This is a genomic window from Alkalibaculum bacchi (genome assembly GCF_937875145.1).
Classification (GTDB): domain Bacteria; phylum Bacillota; class Clostridia; order Eubacteriales; family Alkalibacteraceae; genus Alkalibaculum; species Alkalibaculum bacchi_A.
Genome location: NZ_CALNCS010000226.1, coordinates 1 through 18,618, shown reverse-complemented (window position 1 = coordinate 18,618; position 18,618 = coordinate 1). Strand labels below are relative to the sequence as shown.

The following is an 18,618-nucleotide window of genomic DNA, read 5'->3' as shown; positions in this document are numbered from 1 at the left end:
CTTAGCTTCTCGGCTCATGACCAATATGAGCTGTACCTTTTCTTTAGTGCCCTTTGACATCGTTTTTAGTTTGTCATCAGGTTTTAAATGTAGTTTATTTAGCATATCATATGCCTTTTTGGAATTAAAATCATGGTAAAAGTCTTCAAACATCTGTATTACATCTTTAACCTTCATCCAATCATTTAAATAGCTGCGCTCTGGAAGATAGGAGATTACAGCTTTCGTTTCGATTCCAGGCTTCTTTCCGTTAATAAACAGCTCACCTTTGGTAGGCGTAAGTAGAGAATTACATAGTTTGATGAAAGTGGTTTTTCCACTGCCATTTGGCCCTAATAAACCAATAATTCTTCCTGTAGGTATTTTTAGATTTACATCTTGCAATGCTGTTTTTCCCTTGAAGGTTTTGGTTAAATTATTACATTCTAAGATATAGCTCATTTTTCATTCCCCCCTGATAAACTACTTAATATTTCCACGATTTCTTCGTGCTCAAATCCTAGTCTCGACATCTTTTTTAAAAAGACTTCGATTTGTTCTTTTGCTAGTTTTGTTCTTGTTTTTTTTATCATATCTACATCCTCCGTTACAAATCGTCCGCTGGTGCGCTGACTATACAATAAACCAGCGTCTTCTAATCCAGAAAGGGCCCTTTGCATAGTATTTGGATTTACAGATGCCTCTTGTGCTAAATCTCTGACCGATGGCATCTTTGAGCCTGATGGATAGATTCCGGCGCAGATTTTAAGTTCTATTTGCTCGATTAGTTGAACATATATTGGTCGGTCCGATGATAAATCCCACGACATGTTATCACTCCTAACATAAATGAATTTCGTATCAATGTACTAAGTGCTTAATACAATAATACATAATTCTATCTAGAATGTCAATCGTTAATTAAAATAATTATTTTAATTAATAATCGAAAAGACTGTTAGAAACATCTAACAGTCTTTTGCAATAGGGATTTATTATATGAAAAATTTTAAATAGAATCAAATAGTTTACCTTCGATTTCAAAAATCCCCATTTTCTTCATACGAGGAATATAGAAAGGGTATTTTTCTTCTCCTGTATTCTTTAGTTTTTCAGAAAGAAAAACCTCTAAATCTTCTGGAGTAATGTCTGGAGTATGACCTTGGATGTATTCTCTTGCTTCTTTTATAGAAGTAAGGGGTTGTCCAAATTCAAAGGCGTGGTGAGTTAAAGAATAATGAATGCTCTTTTCTCTAAGGTTTTCTTCTACATTACTTACATTCATTTTTTTAAATGTGTCACCCTTTGTAGGGAATCGTTTACCTTCCTTGTCGTCATGTACAACAGCTATTAACTTTTTACAGTGGGGCAAGAAACTTTCTAGTTCTTTTGCTCCAAAGAAGCTCACTAAGATAATATCCCATTGACCTTGAATATGATTAGAATCCATAATCTGAGTGCTTATATTTTGGATGTTTTTTTCATTTATCGTTTGCTTAAGGGCGTTAAGAGCGACTTGGTTTATATCCGTACAGGTGATGTTTTCAATATTATGAAGTAGTTCTAAATCCAAAAGACCAAGTCCGCATCCGATGTCGCAAAGGGTAGAGTAGCCTTCTAGCTTTGGCTGAATAATCCGAGCGACATTTTTAAAAAATCCAGTATATTCATTTGCTTCTATGTATCGTCTAATAGTACCTTCATTCCAATCAAATTTCACCTTTATTTCCTCCTTTGTGTTACGGTTTCTTAAAAGAGACTTTCTGTCCAGCAGTATAAATTCGAACATTTTCAGATCTTGCTGCGATTCTAGAGGCTTTTTCGTTATCCTTGACCACAAATCCAGATAAATCACCAATGCCAAAGTCAAAAAGACAAGGAGCTAGAGGTGTTCCTGGCCCGACGATGGTAATTTGCTTGGCGTTTTTAGAGGTTTCAATAAATCTAGGTAAAGATTTATCTATAACGCTGCTATTTGACAGGAAAACATAATCGCATTCGGGCAAAATGTATTCGCTAGCCGTTACAGGAAAGTCGTCGTCTTCAGGTTCCCATTCGATAATAGACAGATTACATACTGGTTCAATCAAACTCTCTAATTTAGTAAAGTGACCATATACTGCTACATTTTTACCTTTGACCATGTTTTGGTACATGATAAATGGGTCAAAAATGCGATCTTCAACCCGTTTCATATCGGAAAAGGAAACGCCATTATTTCTTGCAGTGTCTAGATTATTGTAGTTGGCATTTATAGCCGCCAAACCTATTGAAGCTTCAAGAAAATTCCAAGATTTGATACAAGTCGCTACCTCTTTTAAAGGTGCACCAATTAAATTTTTAGAGAAAATAGATGGTCTCGTATCTCCATAGCGTACACCAGAGATACCAACCCAGTCTCCACTTCGGACATAAGCGTAATGTCTTCCACAAATCAGCTCGTCTACAATTTTATCTTCATCGATTCCATCAATTAAAGTATCGTATATTTCCCACATAGTAAAACTCCCTTCTGCATTTGTATTCTAATCTACTACCTAATTTGCAAGTTCTCAAATATATCTTCTGTGATACAATGACCAAATCTCAATTTTTGGCGAAGCATATGCTGAATATTATCTAGCTTTTCAATAGCAGCTAGGCTTTGCTTTTCTTCTTCTGAGGTTTCAATTATTTTATACATACCGCCATTTTTAATGACTACTCTTTTATCTGCGCTAAGGGCTAATAGGGGATCGTGAGTAGAGACCAGGATAATCTTATCATTTCGAGCTAGAAGCTCAATAGCTTGGCGTCTATCGATGCCGGCATTTTCAATTTCATCAATTAGCACGATGGGGGAATTGCTCATAAAAGCAGTGTCTGCAATCATCAGTGCTCGAGATTGTCCTCCGCTAAGTTGAGTGACCTTAGTATCTTTTGAGAACTTTTCTCCAGCTAAATCATTAGCGCATGTAAAGCACTTTTCTATTACGATTTTTGCTTTGGGAGTAAGTCTACTCTTAGCATGCATCTCTAAAAATTCTTGAACAGTTAAGTCCATAACAAAATTCATATTTTGTGAAAGTTGAGCTACTAGTTTGCCTTCTATCTCAAAACGGCTATCTTCATCTATTTCTCTATCATTTACAAGGATCTTCCTCCCTGTAGGAGTATCTTCCTGTGCTAAACATTCGATATCGTTTAAGAGTCTGCTTTTTCCAGAGCCAGTAGGTCCTACTATACTGATGATCTCCCCAGATTGAATCTTAAGAGAAACACTCTCAGCTTCCCGTGATTTATTGAAACCTCCTAGAATCGTCAGGGAAGAAACAGAGGCTAGAGCAGTTTCTTCAGAGGTAAAGGTTTTCAAAAAAGAATGTAAGCTTAAAAGCATACTGTATTGATCTACTCCAAATTCTTCTAAGATTTCATCATCTGCTTGATTTAAAGCTTCGATAAAGGGTTTGTCTTTTGGAATATCTTCTAATCGATAATTAGCGAGAAAATCCATAACAATTGGATATGTTTTTAATACTTCGTCGAGATTTTGATTATGTAATATGGAAAAAAGGTCTTCAGTCATCATAATTTATTAAACTCCATTTTCTTCATCATTCCCATTTGATAGAGGTCTCCTATTTTTGTTTCGCCAGTACAGTAAGAGCAAACAGCAGCAGGAGTGGTAAATTTTAGCTTCATGTCTTTAAGGGTAACAATATCTTGAGTCTGCTTTAAATACTTTGTAAGTAAAAAACTTCCTTGTCCTGTAATACCGTTGACAAAGATTACCTTTGCAGATGTGTTTACTTGTTTAATATTAAATGTAAAGACTTCTCGCTCTGCTTGTGAGACAATATCTCCTTTTGTCACGACAACAATATCTGCAAATTTTAACATAGGGCCTATTTTTCTTGGGGTATTTATTCCAGAGAGATTGTCTATGACGCAAATCGATAAAATTCCATTTATATAGGGGGAACAACGATTACAAAGGCCAGCGCTTTCGGTGATAAGCATTTCAAAATTTGATTCGATACCCCACTGGACGGCATCTTCAATATTGCTGACAAAAAAGTGATCTGGACATATTTTTCCTGAGAAACCCGTTTCATTTGGAATATTTGCCTCATTGTAACGCAGATTGTCAAAGGAAGTAAGGCAATCGAATTTGACAACGCCAATGCTACTCTTAGGCATGTCCATGCATTCGATTAATCTTATGATTACAGAGGTCTTCCCAGAAGAGGGGGGACCAGCTACGGTGATTAATTTCATGAGAACCTCCTTATATATTCTACTTAATATTATCCATAGTGTATCATACTAGAAAAGATATACACAAGTTAATGAGAAATCTTAATCAAATTATAACAAATTAAAACAAACTAAAACAAATGTAATATGATTATAATATAAATACTAATATTAATCCATACATAATATAGAATATTTTTATTTTTTTACTAGATTTCTGTAAAAAAGAGCAATATTTAACCTTGTTTTGTCATTTCACTTTACTAAAATCATCAAAAAAATAGCGAGGTTTCCCTCACTATTTTTTGCTTTGTTAAAAGAGTTCATTTACATAAACAGTTCTTTTCCATCGCTCCAACGAGCGAATTCTGGGTCAGAATCAATTGTTTTTACATTTTCCATTCTTTCTGGTTCCATAATATACTCAAAGACTTCTTCCATAGAAACAACTTCTGTTTCTATTCGTTTTGGTATAAGTGTCTCTAAGGCTTTGGGAGTTATCCCAGCGTTTAAAAAATAATCCTTTATAATTTGTATATTTTTGACGTACATGAAGATAACCTCCTTATTATCTACTTTGTACATATAATATACCCAGAAACTTATATTTAAATCAGTCTATACATCGCTTATATAGGGAAAGTTTTGATTTTAACAACTATTCAGCTATTGTTCGATTATTGCCCAAAATACTATTGTTCAAAGTGTAGCAAATTTAAAATGTTTCTTAACTCTTTTACGCTAACTTGTCCTGGTGCGGATACTTCTTTTGCTGCTGCAAATGTCATGCAAGAGCCAAATAACTCACCTGACAGCCTAGAAATCACACCTAGGGATGCCATTGACATGGTGATGCAAGGGCGATCCCCTTTTTGTTTTTTCATCTCTAGAGTTGCAGAAAGCAGGGTTAGCACATCTTCTTCGCATTGGGGCATAACTGCAATTTTAGTAATATCTGCATTGTATTCTTGCATTTTAATGAGTCGATTTACGATTTCTGATTTTTCAGGTGTTTTGAAAAAATCATGGTTTGATATGATGACTTTGACATTCTTTTCTTTTGCAAGGGCAATTAGTTCTTTGATATTCTTTTCAGAAGAGAATAGTTCTACATCGACGATATCAATATATCCAGATTTGATGGCCTTATGATTTAGCTGAAAGTATTTCTCTTCACTCATTTCATATTCTCCACCTTCTTTTTTTGTTCTAAAGGTAAAGAGAAGAGGTTTGTTGTACTTTTGACGGATTTTTTGAAGGAGTTCTTCTACTTTGTCAAAATCTTCTACATTTTCATAAAAATCAACTCTAAATTCCGCTAAATCAAAGTCAGTGGTATTTAAAAAGTCGACTTCGTCCAGTATGGCTTGCTCTGTTTTTCCAACTAATGGAACACAGATTTTTGGAGCACCTTCATTAAATACGATATCTTTTACTTTTACAGTATTCATATGACCTACAACTCTTTCGATGATTGGTAGTTTACCCATTGTAAACCTCCTTTTATGAACTACTAAATTTTATTGTTCTTTATCTCATTTTCTACGATTTAACAAGGACTTCTTTTCATAATAATAAAAGCTACTTAAAGTATAGGAAAAATTACAGGGGTAGTCAATAAATTCACATCTTTTAAACCATTGAATTTATTGATGATTTCTTACGAAAGAATTTGTAAATCAATATCTGAATAGAAGTCCTTAAATTAATATAGAACTAGCTATAATTAAAAGTATAATATATAAGAACTTTACTTCTGTTTACACTTAATTTATACATAAGTAATTTATTGTATTTCTTAAATTATTAATATATAATTTTGTTGAATATAAATAGAAATACAGACTTTAATAATAATTTAGTTTTGTGAATGAATAATCACATCTGGAGGAGTCACATGATTGAGGAAATACAGAAGTATAATGAAGCGAGATGGGGTGAGTCAATTATTTCGGAGAATGTATTAGCTTTAGAAAATTACTATACTATTTTCGAACAAGCACCCTTTGGTATCGCCATTTCACATAATCGTTATCCAATTACTAGAGAAGAAAAGCCTTTAGCCCTCATTAATTCTATGTACGAAAAGATTACAGGAAGAAAAAAAGAGGAGTTGATAAGAATCGGCTGGGGTCAAATTACACATCCTGATGATTTAGAAAAGGATCTTTATATGTATAATAAATTGATAGAAGGAAGTATTAATAGCTATTCTATTGAAAAACGTTTTATAAAGCCAGGTGGTTCAATTGTATGGGTTCTTTTAACTGCAATTAAATTAGAATGTAGTAACAAATTCAAAAATAATCATATATCAATCATTCGAGATATTACAGATTGGAAAAAGAAGGAATATCAATTAAAGTATGCTAATGAGCATGATAAATACACAGGATTGTACAATCAACGATTTTTTGAGGGGGAATTAGCTAAAGAATCTATTGAAGGGAAAAATTGTAAAAGAGCTATTTTGTTAATTGATTTTAATAAGATTAATTCTATAAGCTTAGATTATGGATATCATTTTAGTACAAATCTCATTAAAGCAATAACGTATAAATTACAAAACCTTGAAAATGAAAAGAGAAGGATTTTTCAAATATCATTTGAAAAATTTGCATTTTATATAAAAGGATATGACCATCAAATGGAGCTTGCTCAATTTTGTGAGGAAATTTTTGATACGATTAAAGAGGTACAAATCTTAAATCATATAGGCTGTTCTATAGGAATTTTTGAAATTGAAGAAGATAATTATGATGCTGAAAGCATCATTAAGAATGTTTCTATTGCAGCAGGTAGAACAAGTAATATAAAGACATTTGAATATTGCTATTATGATGGGGAGTTAGAAGAAAAAGTATTTAGAGAAAATTATATTAAAGATGAATTGTTTAAAATAGTAATGGGCAAAAATAATAAAAAATTTTATTTACAGTATCAACCAATAATAGATCTTCGAACAAATAAGATACATGGATTTGAAGCCTTAGCTCGATTTCAATCAAAAGAACTTGGGTTAGTGTCTCCAGCTGAGTTTATACCTATTGCTGAAGAGATGCAATTTATCGTACCAATTGGCTTAGATATTTTACATATGGCGTGTAAATTTATTAAGAAGTTAGAATTAGCTGGTTATGATCGTTTAAATGTTTTTGTTAACGTATCTACGATTCAGCTCTTAAGAGATGAATTTGTTAGTGACTTAAGAGCATTAGTCGAAGGTATAAAAATCAATCCCCGAAACCTTGGAATTGAGATTACAGAATCCATTTTTATGGATAATTGCGAAATGGTCAATAAAAAATTGTATGCATTGAGAGAAATGGGAATTGAAATTTCCATTGATGATTTTGGTACGGGTTATTCATCAATATACCGTTTAAGAGAATTGAACGTAGACTGTATAAAGATTGATAAGTATTTTATAGATAAATTACTTAAGCTAAAAACAGAAGAGGTTATTACAGGCGATATCATCTCTATGGCACACAAACTCGGCTGTACTGTTATTGCTGAGGGAGTGGAGCATGAAAAGCAAAAACAATATTTGATTGATAATAATTGTGATTTTGTTCAGGGGTACCTTTTCAGCAAACCTCTCTATGAAAAAGAGGCACTTAGAATGTTAGGAATACAAGACTAATAATATCAAAGGAGTAATAATGAACGGAGTACGCATTATTATACTAATTTTCATCATTTTTGTTTTACTCATTCATGTTTTGATTTATAAAAGACGTAATAATATTTTAATAGAAAATAAAAAAAGATATGAAAAAGAAGTTTTAAGATTACAAATATTAACAAATGTCTTGACAAGAAAATTTATAAGCAAACAAGAGCAGTTAGATTATCTCCTACATCAAGCTCTAAAGTTAACACAAAGCCAATATGGGTATATCTATTTATATGATGAAGAAAGAAGAGAATTTTGCCTTAATTCATGGACAAGTAGCATTATAAAAGATTGTATTCTAATGGAAGAATCGATGAAGTATGAACTCGACAAAACAGGCGTATGTGAGGAGGTAGTAAGGCAGAAAAAACCAATTGTAATAAATGATGTTCACAAAGAATGTGTACAAAAAAAAGGATGTTCAGGATGTCCAAAGGGATATGGGTCTTTAAATAAATTAATGACAATTCCTGTTATTATTGATGACGAAATCGTGGCTATAGTAGGCGTTGGCAACAAAAGTAGAGATTACAATGACGAGGATATTTATCACTTAACAGCCTTGATGAGTGGAGTGTGGCATGCAGTAGAAAGAAGAAAAACACTAGAAAATATCGAATATTTAAGCTTTCATGATTCTCTTACAGATTTGTATAATAGGAGATTTTTTGATGAAGAGGTAAAACGCCTTGATAGGGAGAGAAATCTACCGATTTCTATTATAATGGGTGATGTCAATGGTCTGAAATTTACGAATGATATCTTTGGACATAGCTACGGGGACCTACTGCTAAAAAAAATTGCTGAGGTATTAAAAGAGGTATGTAGGGCTGATGACATTATAGCGAGAATCGGTGGAGATGAATTTATGATCTTACTTCCACGAACGAATTATTGTGAAGCAAAAAAAATAATCAGTAGAATAAAAAACGAACTGCCTATGAAAAAAGTAAGATTTATAAAATGTGACATGTCTTTAGGTGCATATACTAAAGTAGATAAGAATCAATCTTTTAAAGAGGTAATAGATAAAGCTGAAGAAAAAATGTACTTTGAGAAATCTATAAGGAAAAAGGAAGTACAAGAGCAACTCGTCAGTTTCATAATAAATGAATTACACAAGATTAGTGAAACAGAATATAATCATTACCTCCGTGTAAGTCAATTGTGTGAGAAATTAGGCAGAGTATTGTTTTTGCCGGAAGATGAGATACAAAATTTAAAAACAGCTGGTTATATCCATGATATTGGAAAGGTTGCATTGGATCAAAAGTATTTTGATAAAGAGTATAAACTTTGCCATCAAGAAATAAAAGAAATGAAAAAACATCCTTTACTAGGGTATAGAATTTTAAACTTAGTTCATGCCAATAATAAATTAGCAGAAGCCGTTTTGCATCATCATGAGCTGTGGGATGGTAGCGGCTACCCACAAGGACTAAAAGGAGAAGAAATTCCATTGTATTCTAGAATCATATCCTTAGCTGAGTGCTATGACAGATATACAAATGAGAATGATGAGAACAATCCAATAGAGAAAAAAGAAGTTTTATCTCATATTAAGGAATTTGCAGGGCAAAAATATGATCCTAAGCTTGCAGAACTATTTATTAAAATCATAGAATGACCTACTAGTATTATAAGAGAAATTCTGATGCTTGTATTTTAATCGTAGCTTCGGCGCATTTATTTGCAATGACAATTTTGATGTGATAAGCTTGATTTAATAGAGATATATATTGAAGCAATTATTCCAATCTATAAAATAGGGGGAAAGTATGAAGAAGAAAGTAATGAAAAAATCACTTTTACTAGCAGTTATTTTGCTTTTCTGCTTGTCTTTGGCTGGTTGCATACCAGGAGATGGAAGTAATAGCCCTACAGATACGGCAGGATTCTTCTCAGGGATCTGGCATGGTTGGATTGCACCATTCTCACTTATTTATTCCTTATTTAACGACAATATAAGCATCTATGAAATCTACAATAATGGCTTTACTTATAATTTGGGTTTTTATATGGCTATTATCAGTGGTTTTGGCGGATTGGCATTATCCAGGAAAAAGGATGAGTAGTAGTATGAATATTATCTAGAAAAGAGCCTCTCATATACAAAGAGAGGTTCTTTTGGTAGCTTGTATAAAAGGAAGATATTTGTGAATTTATAGAGAGTCTATAAATTCTAAAAAAATCGCATTAGAGACAGCGCTAATGCACTAATTGCAATGAATAAAGTGAACAACGCAAACTTGTTGTTCGCTTTAGATCCTAATAAGATTTTCAAACTGTCAATTTCATTTTTCAGGGTCTTATTTATTTCCTTTAGAGAAGCTAATTGTTCATCGTGGGATTGTCCTAATGTAGATTGAGATTCTAATTGTTTACTATGAAGTAAATCAATGTCAGCCTGAGCTTGCAAAGATTCTTCAAGCCGTTTATGATTTTCATCCAGGGTTTTCAGTTGTTGTTCATGAGATGTATAGATTTGTTCGTGAACCAACAATTTTGCTTGGAGTCCTTTACTAATCTCTACCTGAATTTGTAAGGATTCTTCAAGTTTTTTTGATTTTCAGCTTGAGTCTTCAATTGATGATTCAGTCTTTTGTCATTTTCGTCATGAAGCTTCAATTTCTGATCATGAAGTTTATCAATTTGTTCCTGTGCTTGTAGTTGACAATCAATTTTTTGGTTCTTTTTAGACTGGATTTCCAAACGCTCATGGTGATTTTTTATCAAATTAGTGAGATCTTCTAGTTTTTTTAAAAGATCTTCTTGTTTCTTTAATTGTTTTACTACAGTGATTACTTCTTGCGTTGCCAGTTCAGATAATTCTTCTTCGGAAGCTCCTTGAAGTTTCATCTCTAGTTGTTGAATTACTGTACGATTGTTTGCAAGATTAGTACAGCCTAATGCAAATAAGTATTGAGAGATTTTTGCTAGTTTAGTTTGAAATTCAAAAGATATTTTATGAGCTTTTGTACCTAATTGAACTGCCTCGGCTAAATCTACTCCTGCTGATTGCAATTCTTCTATTGCAGCCTTTTTTTTTCCAAAACCGACGGATTTATTTTTGGCTCTCTCTGCAGAATCTAATGCTCTATTTGCTGCTTCTATGGATTCAGTAACACTATTATCGAGCTCTTTAATTTTAATAAATTGTCCTTGAATTATTTCAGGTAAATCGCCTTCACTTAGGATTGGCACCCTAGGTTCTATTACTGTATCAGTTTGCAAAATATCACCATTTTGATTCATAGCTTATAACCCCCATTTTAAAACAGAATGAATATCTTTGATTAATCCAGGATTATGTTTTTCAATACCTTGGCGATATGTACCGATATTATTCATTGATTCTCTATTGGCTTTCCATGTTTCCATTGTAAATATAGTTGCTCTTTTCATTACTTCGGCTGTCTCATTTAAAGTTCTTTCCGTTGTTTGGGCAGCTACCCAAGAATCTGCTTGCATATAATATATTTTTGCATTCATGAAGTGCAATTGCTTGCTATGAAGGGCCATTCTCTCATTTCGAAGCTTATCGTTTTTAATACCCATTGATACATCTGTTCCCACTGCAATGGCAAATCTTCCTACTCCAACAAAGTTTACACGCAAAACGAATTCTTTAGCAAACATTGATGGATTTCCAGCTGACTTCATTGATTCTATGCCTCCTCGTATTGCAGCATCACCTAAGTCAATCATTGTAAATGTACCTGTTGCAATTGTTAGCATCCGTACAATGGTGCGATTCTTAGTAGGCTTGACTTTGTCCCAGTCTACTCTGCCTAGCTCACCTAGCTCTCTTATACCTTTTTCTTTTATCTCCATTCCAAGTCGACGAATGAAGTAGAAGCCTCGTACAATACATTCATTGATTATAACCGGTATTGCCTGACGTCCAAGTTCATGTGCTACTCCTAATTCTGCTCGCAAATCAAATCGAACCTTGTCAATAACTTTCCCCTCTGAATTGTGCTCACCAAGTAAAGTTCCATTAAATAGCTTAGAAAGCCACTCCGAAAATGTATTCTCGCCAATATGAATGTTTTTAAAGAAAGGAAGTACGGATAATTCTTTTGCAAGTGAAAGCAAAGGTCCAGGCAAACCAGTTCCAGCACCATGGTATTTATTTGATCCTGCCATATCACTGACGAGATGAAGAAACCAGAATACAGAGCCGAATAAAAGCTTTTGTGGAATATCTTTACCAATGTATGCCTTATCTTTTATATTAACTACTATAAAATGTCCATTCGTATCCGTTCCGTATGCTTTTTCAGTAAATTGGGTGAGTAAAGAAAACATGAGACCCATAGGGGTTGGGTGATGTGCAAAATCACGCAAATGGTGTTGAAGAGGTCCACCAAGTTCATTTGTAGTGCTGTCACTTGGTGCTCCAAATCCGCTCCTTATTCCAGAATTTCCATGTTTTTTTCCACTTTCTAAGTATCTAATTGCTCCTTCAAGGTTATCACCCTCGTATCCTTGCGTTTGTGCCATTTTAACAACAAAGTTATTGACCTTATCATTACCCCAATCCTTACCATTTTCAAAATCAAATTTGCCAACCCAAAATGAATCTATAATTCCTGCAAGGATACCACTACTAACTGCAATTATGTAATCAATACCGTCTGAATGATTCGTTAAACCATCTATCTCCTTGTTTAATTCATCTACTCTTCTATGAATGGATATTAACTGTGCATCAATATAATTTAGCCCGTTTCTAATTTCTTCTTTCTGATAGCCTACGGCTTCAAGTTCCATATCAAACTCAACTTCAAAATCTTCTGTTGCAAGTTTTATTTCTGGAAATTTAATGATATTTGCGTCAACCATATGTGATCTACTCCTTTTGAAATAAAAAGCATGTTATAGAATATAAATATTTGTGGGATAATTTTTATTTTATCATATACTGTAGAAATTTGTATGATATTGTTGCTTGTTGAAGTATTGGTTTCTTTAGGAAAAGGTGTATACTATAAGAAAATAGTTTTTTAGAGGAAAGGAGTGACAAGTATGTTAGATATAATCAAAACAAGAAGAAGTATTCGGAAGTTTGAAGACAGAGAAGTAGAAAAAGACAAGCTTAAAGCTATTTTGCAAGGTGCTTTAACAGCTCCTTCGTCAAGGGGGAAGAGACCTTGGAATCTTATAGCAGTCACAGAAAAGGAACAGTTCAATCAATTATCTCAGTGTAGAGAAGTAGGTTCAAGCTTTTTAGCCGACGCTTCTGCCTGCATCGTTATTGTAGGAGACCCTACAGTTACAGATATATGGATTGAAGACGCATCTATTATCGCTACCATATTACTTCTAGAAGCCCATGGACAAGGATTGGGGGCTTGTTGGTGCCAAGTGAGAAATAGAGAAACGAAAGATGGAAATAGTTCAAGTGACTTTGTAAAAAGTGTTTTAGGTATACCAGCACAATACTCTGTAGAATGCATCATTGGAATGGGATATCCTGGGGAGGAAAAGCAACCTTACGATGAAGACGAATTGCCATATGATAAGATTCGTTATGGAAGGTGGTAAGGCGATCAGGTGGTCAGGTGGTCAGGTGGTCAGGTAAAATCAGCGGTCGCGGAGCGACCTGCTGACTTTACTTAGAACTTAGCAAGGCCATTGTTCAATTACTGTTAGAAGAAGTGTCTTTAAAATCAGATAATAAAAGTTTTACAACGCCATTATAACTTAGGATGCCTTGTGTCTGATTGTTGGCTTTTAGGTAATTGTCGTTTAGTTTATGGGCTAATTCCTCGGCTTTTCCTTCTTTTGCTTTCCAGTAATTTCTGCTGTATTCCATATCTCGTTTTACAGCATCGCTAATAGTCGAGTAAATTATTTTATAACTGCTCTCATCTAATTTGTGCATTTCCTCCATTAAATACTGCATTGCTAGATAGTAACCTGAATATTGAAAAATTGGATCTGAATGATTGGTGGATACTTTATAAGCGATAAAGTTTGCCTCTTCTTCCTTAGCAAAACCCCGTTGATGTGCCATTTCGTGAATAATAGTTGATGGAAGATTCTGGGGAGGAATATCCGTATTTATATTTGGTTCAAAAGTATAAGGAATGTAAATTCCCATAATTCCCGTAAAGCTCATCCACTGAGATAAAAAAATCGGTTTTGCATGTCCGTTAATAGGAAATAATAGATCGTTGTCTTCTTTGTAAAATGCCTTTTGTGCTTTTTTGCTTAATTCACCAAAAGAATCTTTTAAAACAAATACCCCATTAGAGTCTTCTTGTAAACCTTGACGAACGAGGTTTATTTTCCTTATAGTTTGAACAGTAAGTTCTTCTAATTCTTGCATAGTAGCAGGTTCAGTGTTCATATTCGCGATTTCTATGTAATCAAGCCTGTAATAATTAAAACCCCATAATAGATAAAAACCAATATATAATAAACTTATTGTTCTTACTAAAAAATGAAAAAATTGAGTTTTTTTATTAAAGAACAATTTAGGTTTTAATAGTAGTAACACTAAAAACAACAATAAGACAAAGAGTAAAATTTCAGCAAGGGATATGGGAACGAATCCATTAAAGGCGCTAAGGAATTTTGCTATGTATGGATAAATTGTTGAAGAGTACATAGACTCTACAGTTTCAGGGTTTTTAGATGCAAAAATTGTAAGAAGCCACGTAAGAAATGCTATAAAAGCAATGAAAATACTAACAACCATACTTCTATCCCTCCTTTCAATAATAATACCGTTAATATACATAATATCCAGCAAAGGGTGAAAACTTGCTGGATAAAGCTTCGTTATATAAAATATTATATCGCACTTTCTATTTCATTAATAGATACCAAGATTTGGATTTGAGAATTTTTTAAAAAAAGTATACCTCCCATAAAGATATATTTGTGAAAGTGATTGTCAAGTTTTTGTTTATTTGTAATGTAAGATTTTATGCAAGAATATACTACTAAGGAATCAAATTTTTCAAAGGGGTGATTTGAACTGGAATCGAATATTATTTTGTTTGCCATTCTTGGCATTTCACTTTTAGGTAAGGCCAATTCTGTAGCTATTGCATCCTGTTTGTTGTTATTGATTAAGCTTTTAAGCTTAGATAAATATCTTTTCCCAACTATAGAAAGTTACGGGATGTCTATAGGATTAGTGCTATTAATTGCAGCTATTCTAATTCCCATTGCTAGTGGGGAAATTAATTTAGGGAATATTAAAAATGTGTTTACATCGTGGATTGGCATTATTGCAATGCTGATTTCACTTTTTACTACATATTTAAGTGGCTTAGGTGTACAGTACCTAACAGTGCAGGGCCATGGAAATATTATGCCTTCTTTAATCTTTGGAGCAGTAATAGCAGCGTCCTTTTTAGGAGGGGTCCCCGTGGGACCGTTGATTACTTCGGGTATGTTGGCCTTTGTATTGAAACTAATTCATAAGTAAGCGGAATGTGGAAAGCTGAAAGCAGAACTTTGTAGCCGTTTATTGGTGAGTACTAGTTTCGTTGACCATTTCATGTAAGGCCATTATGATTAAGTGCACTAAACCCATATTTGTTTCAGATATTGTCATATACAATTGTTTTACCAACGGTTCAACTATTGTTTAATAATTGTTCAATTGACGTTTAATAATTGTTATGAATAAAGGTTTCCCAATAGGGGCATAACACTAGTGAGAAAGTTATTAACAAAATATGGGTAGGTGTATAAGATGGATAACAAGAAGCAAGAGCAACTAGAACAGTTTAAAGTTGATGACAGTGACAAAGTTCTCACTACCAATCACGGATTGCCTTTATCAGAAGATGAATTTTCTTTAAAAGCAGGGGAAAGAGGCCCTACTTTAATGGAGGATTTTCATTTTAGAGAAAAAATAACCCACTTTGATCATGAGAGAATTCCAGAACGAGTAGTCCACGCTAGAGGAACAGGGGTTCATGGTGAATTTACTCTTTATGAATCTATGGCCAACTATACAAAAGCAGGCTTTTTACAAGACCCCAATGTGAAGACACCTGTATTTGTAAGATTTTCCACAGTTGCTGGTTTTAGAGGTTCTGCAGATACGGTTCGAGATGTAAGAGGTTTTGCTGTTAAATTCTATACTCAAGAAGGCAATTACGATTTAGTTTCAAATAATATGCCTGTGTTTTTTATACAAGATGCCATAAAGTTTCCAGATTTTATCCATGCTCATAAACCTGAGCCAGATACGGAAGTTCCTCAAGCTTCAAGTGCTCATGACACTTTTTGGGATTTTATTGTAAACAATCAAGAGTCTGCTCATATGGTTATGTGGGTTATGTCTGATCGCGCTTTACCAAGAAGTTTTCGTATGATGGAAGGCTTTGGCGTCCATACCTTCAGATGGATTAACAAAGAGGGAAAGGCCACTTTTGTCAAATTTCATTGGAAGCCTGTTTTAGGTGTACATTCACTGGTGTGGGATGAAACGCAAAAAATAGCGGGCAAAGATCCAGATTTTAATCGTAAAGATATTCAATCAGCTATTGACTGCGGAGATTATCCAGAGTTTGAGTTAGGCGTTCAACTCCTTCCTGAAGAAGATGAATTTAAGTTTGATTTTGATGTATTAGATCCTACAAAGATTTGGCCAGAAGAGGACATCCCAGTAAAAATCATTGGAAAAATGACTCTCAATAAAAATGTAGACAATTTCTTCGCTGAAGTAGAGCAAGTTGCTTTTCATCCTGGGAATGTAGTTCCGGGGATTGATTTTACCAACGATCCTTTACTTCAGGGCAGATTGTTCTCTTATACGGATACCCAGTTAATACGACTTGGAGGCCCAAACTTCCATGAAATTCCTATTAATCGCCCTGTAGTTCCTTTCCACAATAATCAAAGAGATGGATACCACAGAATGACAATTAATACAAGCAAGGTGAGCTATCATGCAAATTCTATGGCAAATAATACGCCAAAAACGATCCCTGAAAGTGAAGGGGGCTATGCCCATTATCAAGAGACGGTTCACGGAAGCAAAATCAGGGAGAGAAGTGACAGCTTTAAAGATCATTTCTCTCAGGCCGCAATGTTTTACAACAGCATGAGTGAAGTTGAGAAACAGCATATTATTGAAGCCTTTAAATTTGAGCTTGCTAAAGTAAAATGCATGGATATTAGGCAACAGGTAGTTGATATGTTTGGAAGCATCAATACGGACATGATGACACAAGTAGCTCAGTTTATTGGGGTAAATCCTCCAAAAACACAACAATCTGTTTATGAAAAAGTATCTCCAGCTCTTAGCCAAGAAAATACAGTGAAAAAGGCAGACACTTTAAAAATAGGAATCATTGTATCGAATGGATTTGATGTAAACGAATATGAAAACATTGTAACTGCCTTAACGACTGCAAAAGCCAAACCTGAGATTATTGCTCAGTCCCTTAGTCCTGTACAGGACAGCAATGGAAATAATCACATACCCATTTATACTCTATTGTCAACGGATCCAGTTCTTCACGATGGAATCATTGTACTTTTAGGAGATCAAGGCTGTGATACTTTCCAGGCTGATGTAAAGAGATATATTAATGAAACCTTTATACATTACAAGCCACTAGCTGTTTCAAATTCTGCTTCTAGTCTATTAAATCCTAAAATGAAAGGCCAAACAGGAGTTACTATAATAGACAATACGAATGTACAAAAGATGATTCATGATATCTCAATGCATAGACACTGGAAAAGGGAAGTAGCACTTTAAGCTACCAGCAATCAGTGTCCAGCTATTCGTTTTTCGCCCCCTAATGGGGGTTTTTTTGGTATTATCTTTGATTTTAATGAACAAAATACATTTAAAATGTAAAAACACTTAATTTTTCCTGGTTAATTTCCAAATGTTGGGGTATAATAGTATCAGAACGTAAGTTCTGACAGGGGGAGGATTTAATGGATAAGAGCTATGAACCGATCATTAGCCAATTGATTAAAAGAATAGATGCAGAGCAAATTTATGTTCTTGATTTAAAGACGATTAAACTTTTTTTAGTAGTTTGGAATGAAAATAAAAGCAGCTTTCGTAAAAGAGTGCAAATTCGCCGGATTTTTTATTCTGCTGATATCAAGCTTGACACTCCTTTTGATATTATCTCACTGACGAGCCAAGAAGTAGAAATGGCAATAAAAAAGGGGGATATAGTTGTATCAAATATTCTTAATGGTGGAGAGTTACTGTATCAAAAAGAAGATTATGAAAATAGAAAGTTATTATGATATTTTGCTGTTATTGTTGTTATAATTCTAATGATTTTATAAAATCATTAGAATTATAACAACAATCTATCTACTCTTCATTTTTGTAACTCTTATGAAAAATCTCTAATTTTCAAATGAATACCTATCTACCTACCGATGAAACATTGCTTATAAAGCAGCTCAAATGTAAAGCGAGGAATTAGCAGTAGAATATAGAAGTAGAAAATCAATAATTATTGAACTAATAGCGACTTCATAAGGCTATTTAAAATATCTATGTATAAAAATAAGCATGAATAAGTAGAACAAATCCTAATTGTAGGATATTTTGCCTATAAGGAGAATAAAGGAGTGCCCACTGGGAGGCTGTGACTATAGGAGGACAGACAAAGGAAGGTATAGACGCAACCAACGAGCTTACCTATTTGTTTTTGCAGTCTAAGAAACAAACAAAGTTAATAGTGTAAATCACCTCGCCTTTAGGCGAGGTGTAG

The 18,618-nt window shown here is 33.8% G+C and carries 20 protein-coding genes; 8 read left to right on the top strand and 12 right to left on the bottom strand.

The features are described 5' to 3' along the window. The 8 genes from Q7P22_RS13235 to aroD all read right to left on the bottom strand — a co-directional run. Positions 1 to 441: ATP-binding cassette domain-containing protein (locus tag Q7P22_RS13235; protein ID WP_303864898.1), on the bottom strand; the 441-nt coding region annotated here is incomplete at its 3' end. After that, positions 438 to 809 (bottom strand): GntR family transcriptional regulator, encoded by a 372-nt coding sequence (locus Q7P22_RS13230; protein ID WP_303864897.1) that lies wholly within the window; start codon positions 807 to 809, stop codon positions 438 to 440. The genes Q7P22_RS13230 and Q7P22_RS13235, both read right to left, overlap by 4 nt. 179 nt (positions 810 to 988) lie before the next feature. Continuing rightward, positions 989 to 1,699, bottom strand: a complete 711-nt coding sequence (locus Q7P22_RS13225) for a methyltransferase (protein ID WP_303864896.1) — start codon at positions 1,697 to 1,699, stop codon at positions 989 to 991. A 19-nt stretch (positions 1,700 to 1,718) separates the two neighbouring features. Beyond that, positions 1,719 to 2,477 carry a Rossmann-like domain-containing protein gene (locus Q7P22_RS13220; RefSeq protein WP_303864894.1) on the bottom strand — a complete coding sequence of 253 codons (759 nt, stop codon included), beginning with the start codon at positions 2,475 to 2,477 and terminating at the stop codon, positions 1,719 to 1,721. Positions 2,478 to 2,512: 35 nt separating this feature from the next. After that, on the bottom strand, positions 2,513 to 3,547 hold the full coding sequence (locus Q7P22_RS13215) for an ATP-binding cassette domain-containing protein (protein WP_303864892.1): 1,035 nt from the start codon (positions 3,545 to 3,547) through the stop codon (positions 2,513 to 2,515). Further along, positions 3,544 to 4,236, bottom strand: coding sequence for a GTP-binding protein (locus Q7P22_RS13210; protein WP_303864890.1), 693 nt, complete (start codon positions 4,234 to 4,236; stop codon positions 3,544 to 3,546). Before Q7P22_RS13210 ends, Q7P22_RS13215 begins: the two co-directional genes overlap by 4 nt. Positions 4,237 to 4,542: 306 nt before the next feature. Next, on the bottom strand, positions 4,543 to 4,767 hold the full coding sequence (locus Q7P22_RS13205; protein WP_303864888.1) for a hypothetical protein: 225 nt from the start codon (positions 4,765 to 4,767) through the stop codon (positions 4,543 to 4,545). Between the two features lie 140 nt (positions 4,768 to 4,907). After that, complete coding sequence (gene aroD, locus Q7P22_RS13200; protein WP_303864899.1) at positions 4,908 to 5,666, bottom strand: type I 3-dehydroquinate dehydratase; 759 nt, start codon at positions 5,664 to 5,666, stop codon at positions 4,908 to 4,910. A gap of 446 nt (positions 5,667 to 6,112) precedes the next feature. Between aroD and Q7P22_RS13195 the strand changes: the two genes are divergently transcribed. The 3 genes from Q7P22_RS13195 (at position 6,113) to Q7P22_RS13185 (ending at position 9,969) form a co-directional block, all read left to right on the top strand. Further along, entirely contained in the window at positions 6,113 to 7,861 is a 1,749-nt protein-coding gene (locus tag Q7P22_RS13195; protein ID WP_303864886.1) for a GGDEF domain-containing phosphodiesterase, read from the top strand. A gap of 19 nt (positions 7,862 to 7,880) precedes the next feature. Further along, positions 7,881 to 9,521 (top strand): diguanylate cyclase, encoded by a 1,641-nt coding sequence (locus tag Q7P22_RS13190; RefSeq protein WP_303864884.1) that lies wholly within the window; start codon positions 7,881 to 7,883, stop codon positions 9,519 to 9,521. Positions 9,522 to 9,672: 151 nt separating this feature from the next. Then, the gene (locus Q7P22_RS13185; RefSeq protein ID WP_113920140.1) at positions 9,673 to 9,969 is read left to right on the top strand and encodes a hypothetical protein; all 297 of its coding nucleotides are present in this window, start codon (positions 9,673 to 9,675) and stop codon (positions 9,967 to 9,969) included. 107 nt (positions 9,970 to 10,076) lie between these two features. Here the strand turns inward: Q7P22_RS13185 and Q7P22_RS13180 are convergent, their stop codons facing one another. From Q7P22_RS13180 to Q7P22_RS13170, 3 genes are read right to left on the bottom strand one after another with little or no spacing between them, the layout of a single operon-like run. Then, positions 10,077 to 10,394, bottom strand: coding sequence for a hypothetical protein (locus tag Q7P22_RS13180; RefSeq protein ID WP_303864882.1), 318 nt, complete (start codon positions 10,392 to 10,394; stop codon positions 10,077 to 10,079). Between the two features lie 29 nt (positions 10,395 to 10,423). Beyond that, entirely contained in the window at positions 10,424 to 11,149 is a 726-nt protein-coding gene (locus tag Q7P22_RS13175; RefSeq protein ID WP_303864880.1) for a hypothetical protein, read from the bottom strand. A 3-nt stretch (positions 11,150 to 11,152) separates the two neighbouring features. Then, complete coding sequence (locus Q7P22_RS13170; RefSeq protein WP_113920138.1) at positions 11,153 to 12,742, bottom strand: hypothetical protein; 1,590 nt, start codon at positions 12,740 to 12,742, stop codon at positions 11,153 to 11,155. A gap of 183 nt (positions 12,743 to 12,925) precedes the next feature. Here Q7P22_RS13170 and Q7P22_RS13165 point away from each other — a divergent pair, with 183 nt between their 5' ends. Continuing rightward, positions 12,926 to 13,444: a nitroreductase family protein gene (locus tag Q7P22_RS13165; RefSeq protein ID WP_303864876.1), complete on the top strand. Its 519-nt coding sequence runs from the start codon at positions 12,926 to 12,928 to the stop codon at positions 13,442 to 13,444. A 94-nt stretch (positions 13,445 to 13,538) separates the two neighbouring features. Here Q7P22_RS13165 and Q7P22_RS13160 read toward each other — a convergent pair whose 3' ends face one another. Then, positions 13,539 to 14,603, bottom strand: a complete 1,065-nt coding sequence (locus Q7P22_RS13160) for a DUF3810 domain-containing protein (RefSeq protein ID WP_170128182.1) — start codon at positions 14,601 to 14,603, stop codon at positions 13,539 to 13,541. Between the two features lie 282 nt (positions 14,604 to 14,885). Between Q7P22_RS13160 and Q7P22_RS13155 the strand changes: the two genes are divergently transcribed. The 4 genes from Q7P22_RS13155 to Q7P22_RS15040 all read left to right on the top strand — a co-directional run bounded on the left by Q7P22_RS13155 (position 14,886) and on the right by Q7P22_RS15040 (position 18,591). Beyond that, a complete protein-coding gene (locus Q7P22_RS13155) occupies positions 14,886 to 15,341 on the top strand; it encodes a DUF441 domain-containing protein (RefSeq protein ID WP_113920134.1) in 456 nt (151 codons plus the stop codon). Positions 15,342 to 15,611: 270 nt separating this feature from the next. After that, on the top strand, positions 15,612 to 17,633 hold the full coding sequence (locus Q7P22_RS13150) for a catalase (protein WP_303864873.1): 2,022 nt from the start codon (positions 15,612 to 15,614) through the stop codon (positions 17,631 to 17,633). A 185-nt stretch (positions 17,634 to 17,818) separates the two neighbouring features. Then, positions 17,819 to 18,142, top strand: coding sequence for a hypothetical protein (locus Q7P22_RS13145; RefSeq protein ID WP_303864872.1), 324 nt, complete (start codon positions 17,819 to 17,821; stop codon positions 18,140 to 18,142). 350 nt (positions 18,143 to 18,492) lie between these two features. Further along, complete coding sequence (locus Q7P22_RS15040; protein ID WP_113920131.1) at positions 18,493 to 18,591, top strand: pyruvate formate lyase family protein; 99 nt, start codon at positions 18,493 to 18,495, stop codon at positions 18,589 to 18,591. The last annotated feature ends 27 nt before the right edge of the window (positions 18,592 to 18,618 follow it).

Excerpts from the sequence above, each read along its gene's own strand:
- Q7P22_RS13205 (WP_303864888.1), bottom strand. The coding sequence starts at position 4,767 with ATGTACGTCAAAAATATACAAATTATAAAGGATTATTTTTTAAACGCT.
- Q7P22_RS13230 (WP_303864897.1), bottom strand. The coding sequence starts at position 809 with ATGTCGTGGGATTTATCATCGGACCGACCAATATATGTTCAACTAATC.
- Q7P22_RS13145 (WP_303864872.1), top strand. The coding sequence starts at position 17,819 with ATGGATAAGAGCTATGAACCGATCATTAGCCAATTGATTAAAAGAATA.
- Q7P22_RS13185 (WP_113920140.1), top strand. The coding sequence starts at position 9,673 with ATGAAGAAGAAAGTAATGAAAAAATCACTTTTACTAGCAGTTATTTTG.
- Q7P22_RS13170 (WP_113920138.1), bottom strand. The coding sequence starts at position 12,742 with ATGGTTGACGCAAATATCATTAAATTTCCAGAAATAAAACTTGCAACA.
- Q7P22_RS13175 (WP_303864880.1), bottom strand. The coding sequence starts at position 11,149 with ATGAATCAAAATGGTGATATTTTGCAAACTGATACAGTAATAGAACCT.
- aroD (WP_303864899.1), bottom strand. The coding sequence starts at position 5,666 with ATGAATACTGTAAAAGTAAAAGATATCGTATTTAATGAAGGTGCTCCA.
- Q7P22_RS13150 (WP_303864873.1), top strand. The coding sequence starts at position 15,612 with ATGGATAACAAGAAGCAAGAGCAACTAGAACAGTTTAAAGTTGATGAC.
- Q7P22_RS13210 (WP_303864890.1), bottom strand. The coding sequence starts at position 4,236 with ATGAAATTAATCACCGTAGCTGGTCCCCCCTCTTCTGGGAAGACCTCT.
- Q7P22_RS13190 (WP_303864884.1), top strand. The coding sequence starts at position 7,881 with ATGAACGGAGTACGCATTATTATACTAATTTTCATCATTTTTGTTTTA.
- Q7P22_RS13215 (WP_303864892.1), bottom strand. The coding sequence starts at position 3,547 with ATGATGACTGAAGACCTTTTTTCCATATTACATAATCAAAATCTCGAC.
- Q7P22_RS13160 (WP_170128182.1), bottom strand. The coding sequence starts at position 14,603 with ATGGTTGTTAGTATTTTCATTGCTTTTATAGCATTTCTTACGTGGCTT.
- Q7P22_RS13220 (WP_303864894.1), bottom strand. The coding sequence starts at position 2,477 with ATGTGGGAAATATACGATACTTTAATTGATGGAATCGATGAAGATAAA.
- Q7P22_RS13195 (WP_303864886.1), top strand. The coding sequence starts at position 6,113 with ATGATTGAGGAAATACAGAAGTATAATGAAGCGAGATGGGGTGAGTCA.
- Q7P22_RS13165 (WP_303864876.1), top strand. The coding sequence starts at position 12,926 with ATGTTAGATATAATCAAAACAAGAAGAAGTATTCGGAAGTTTGAAGAC.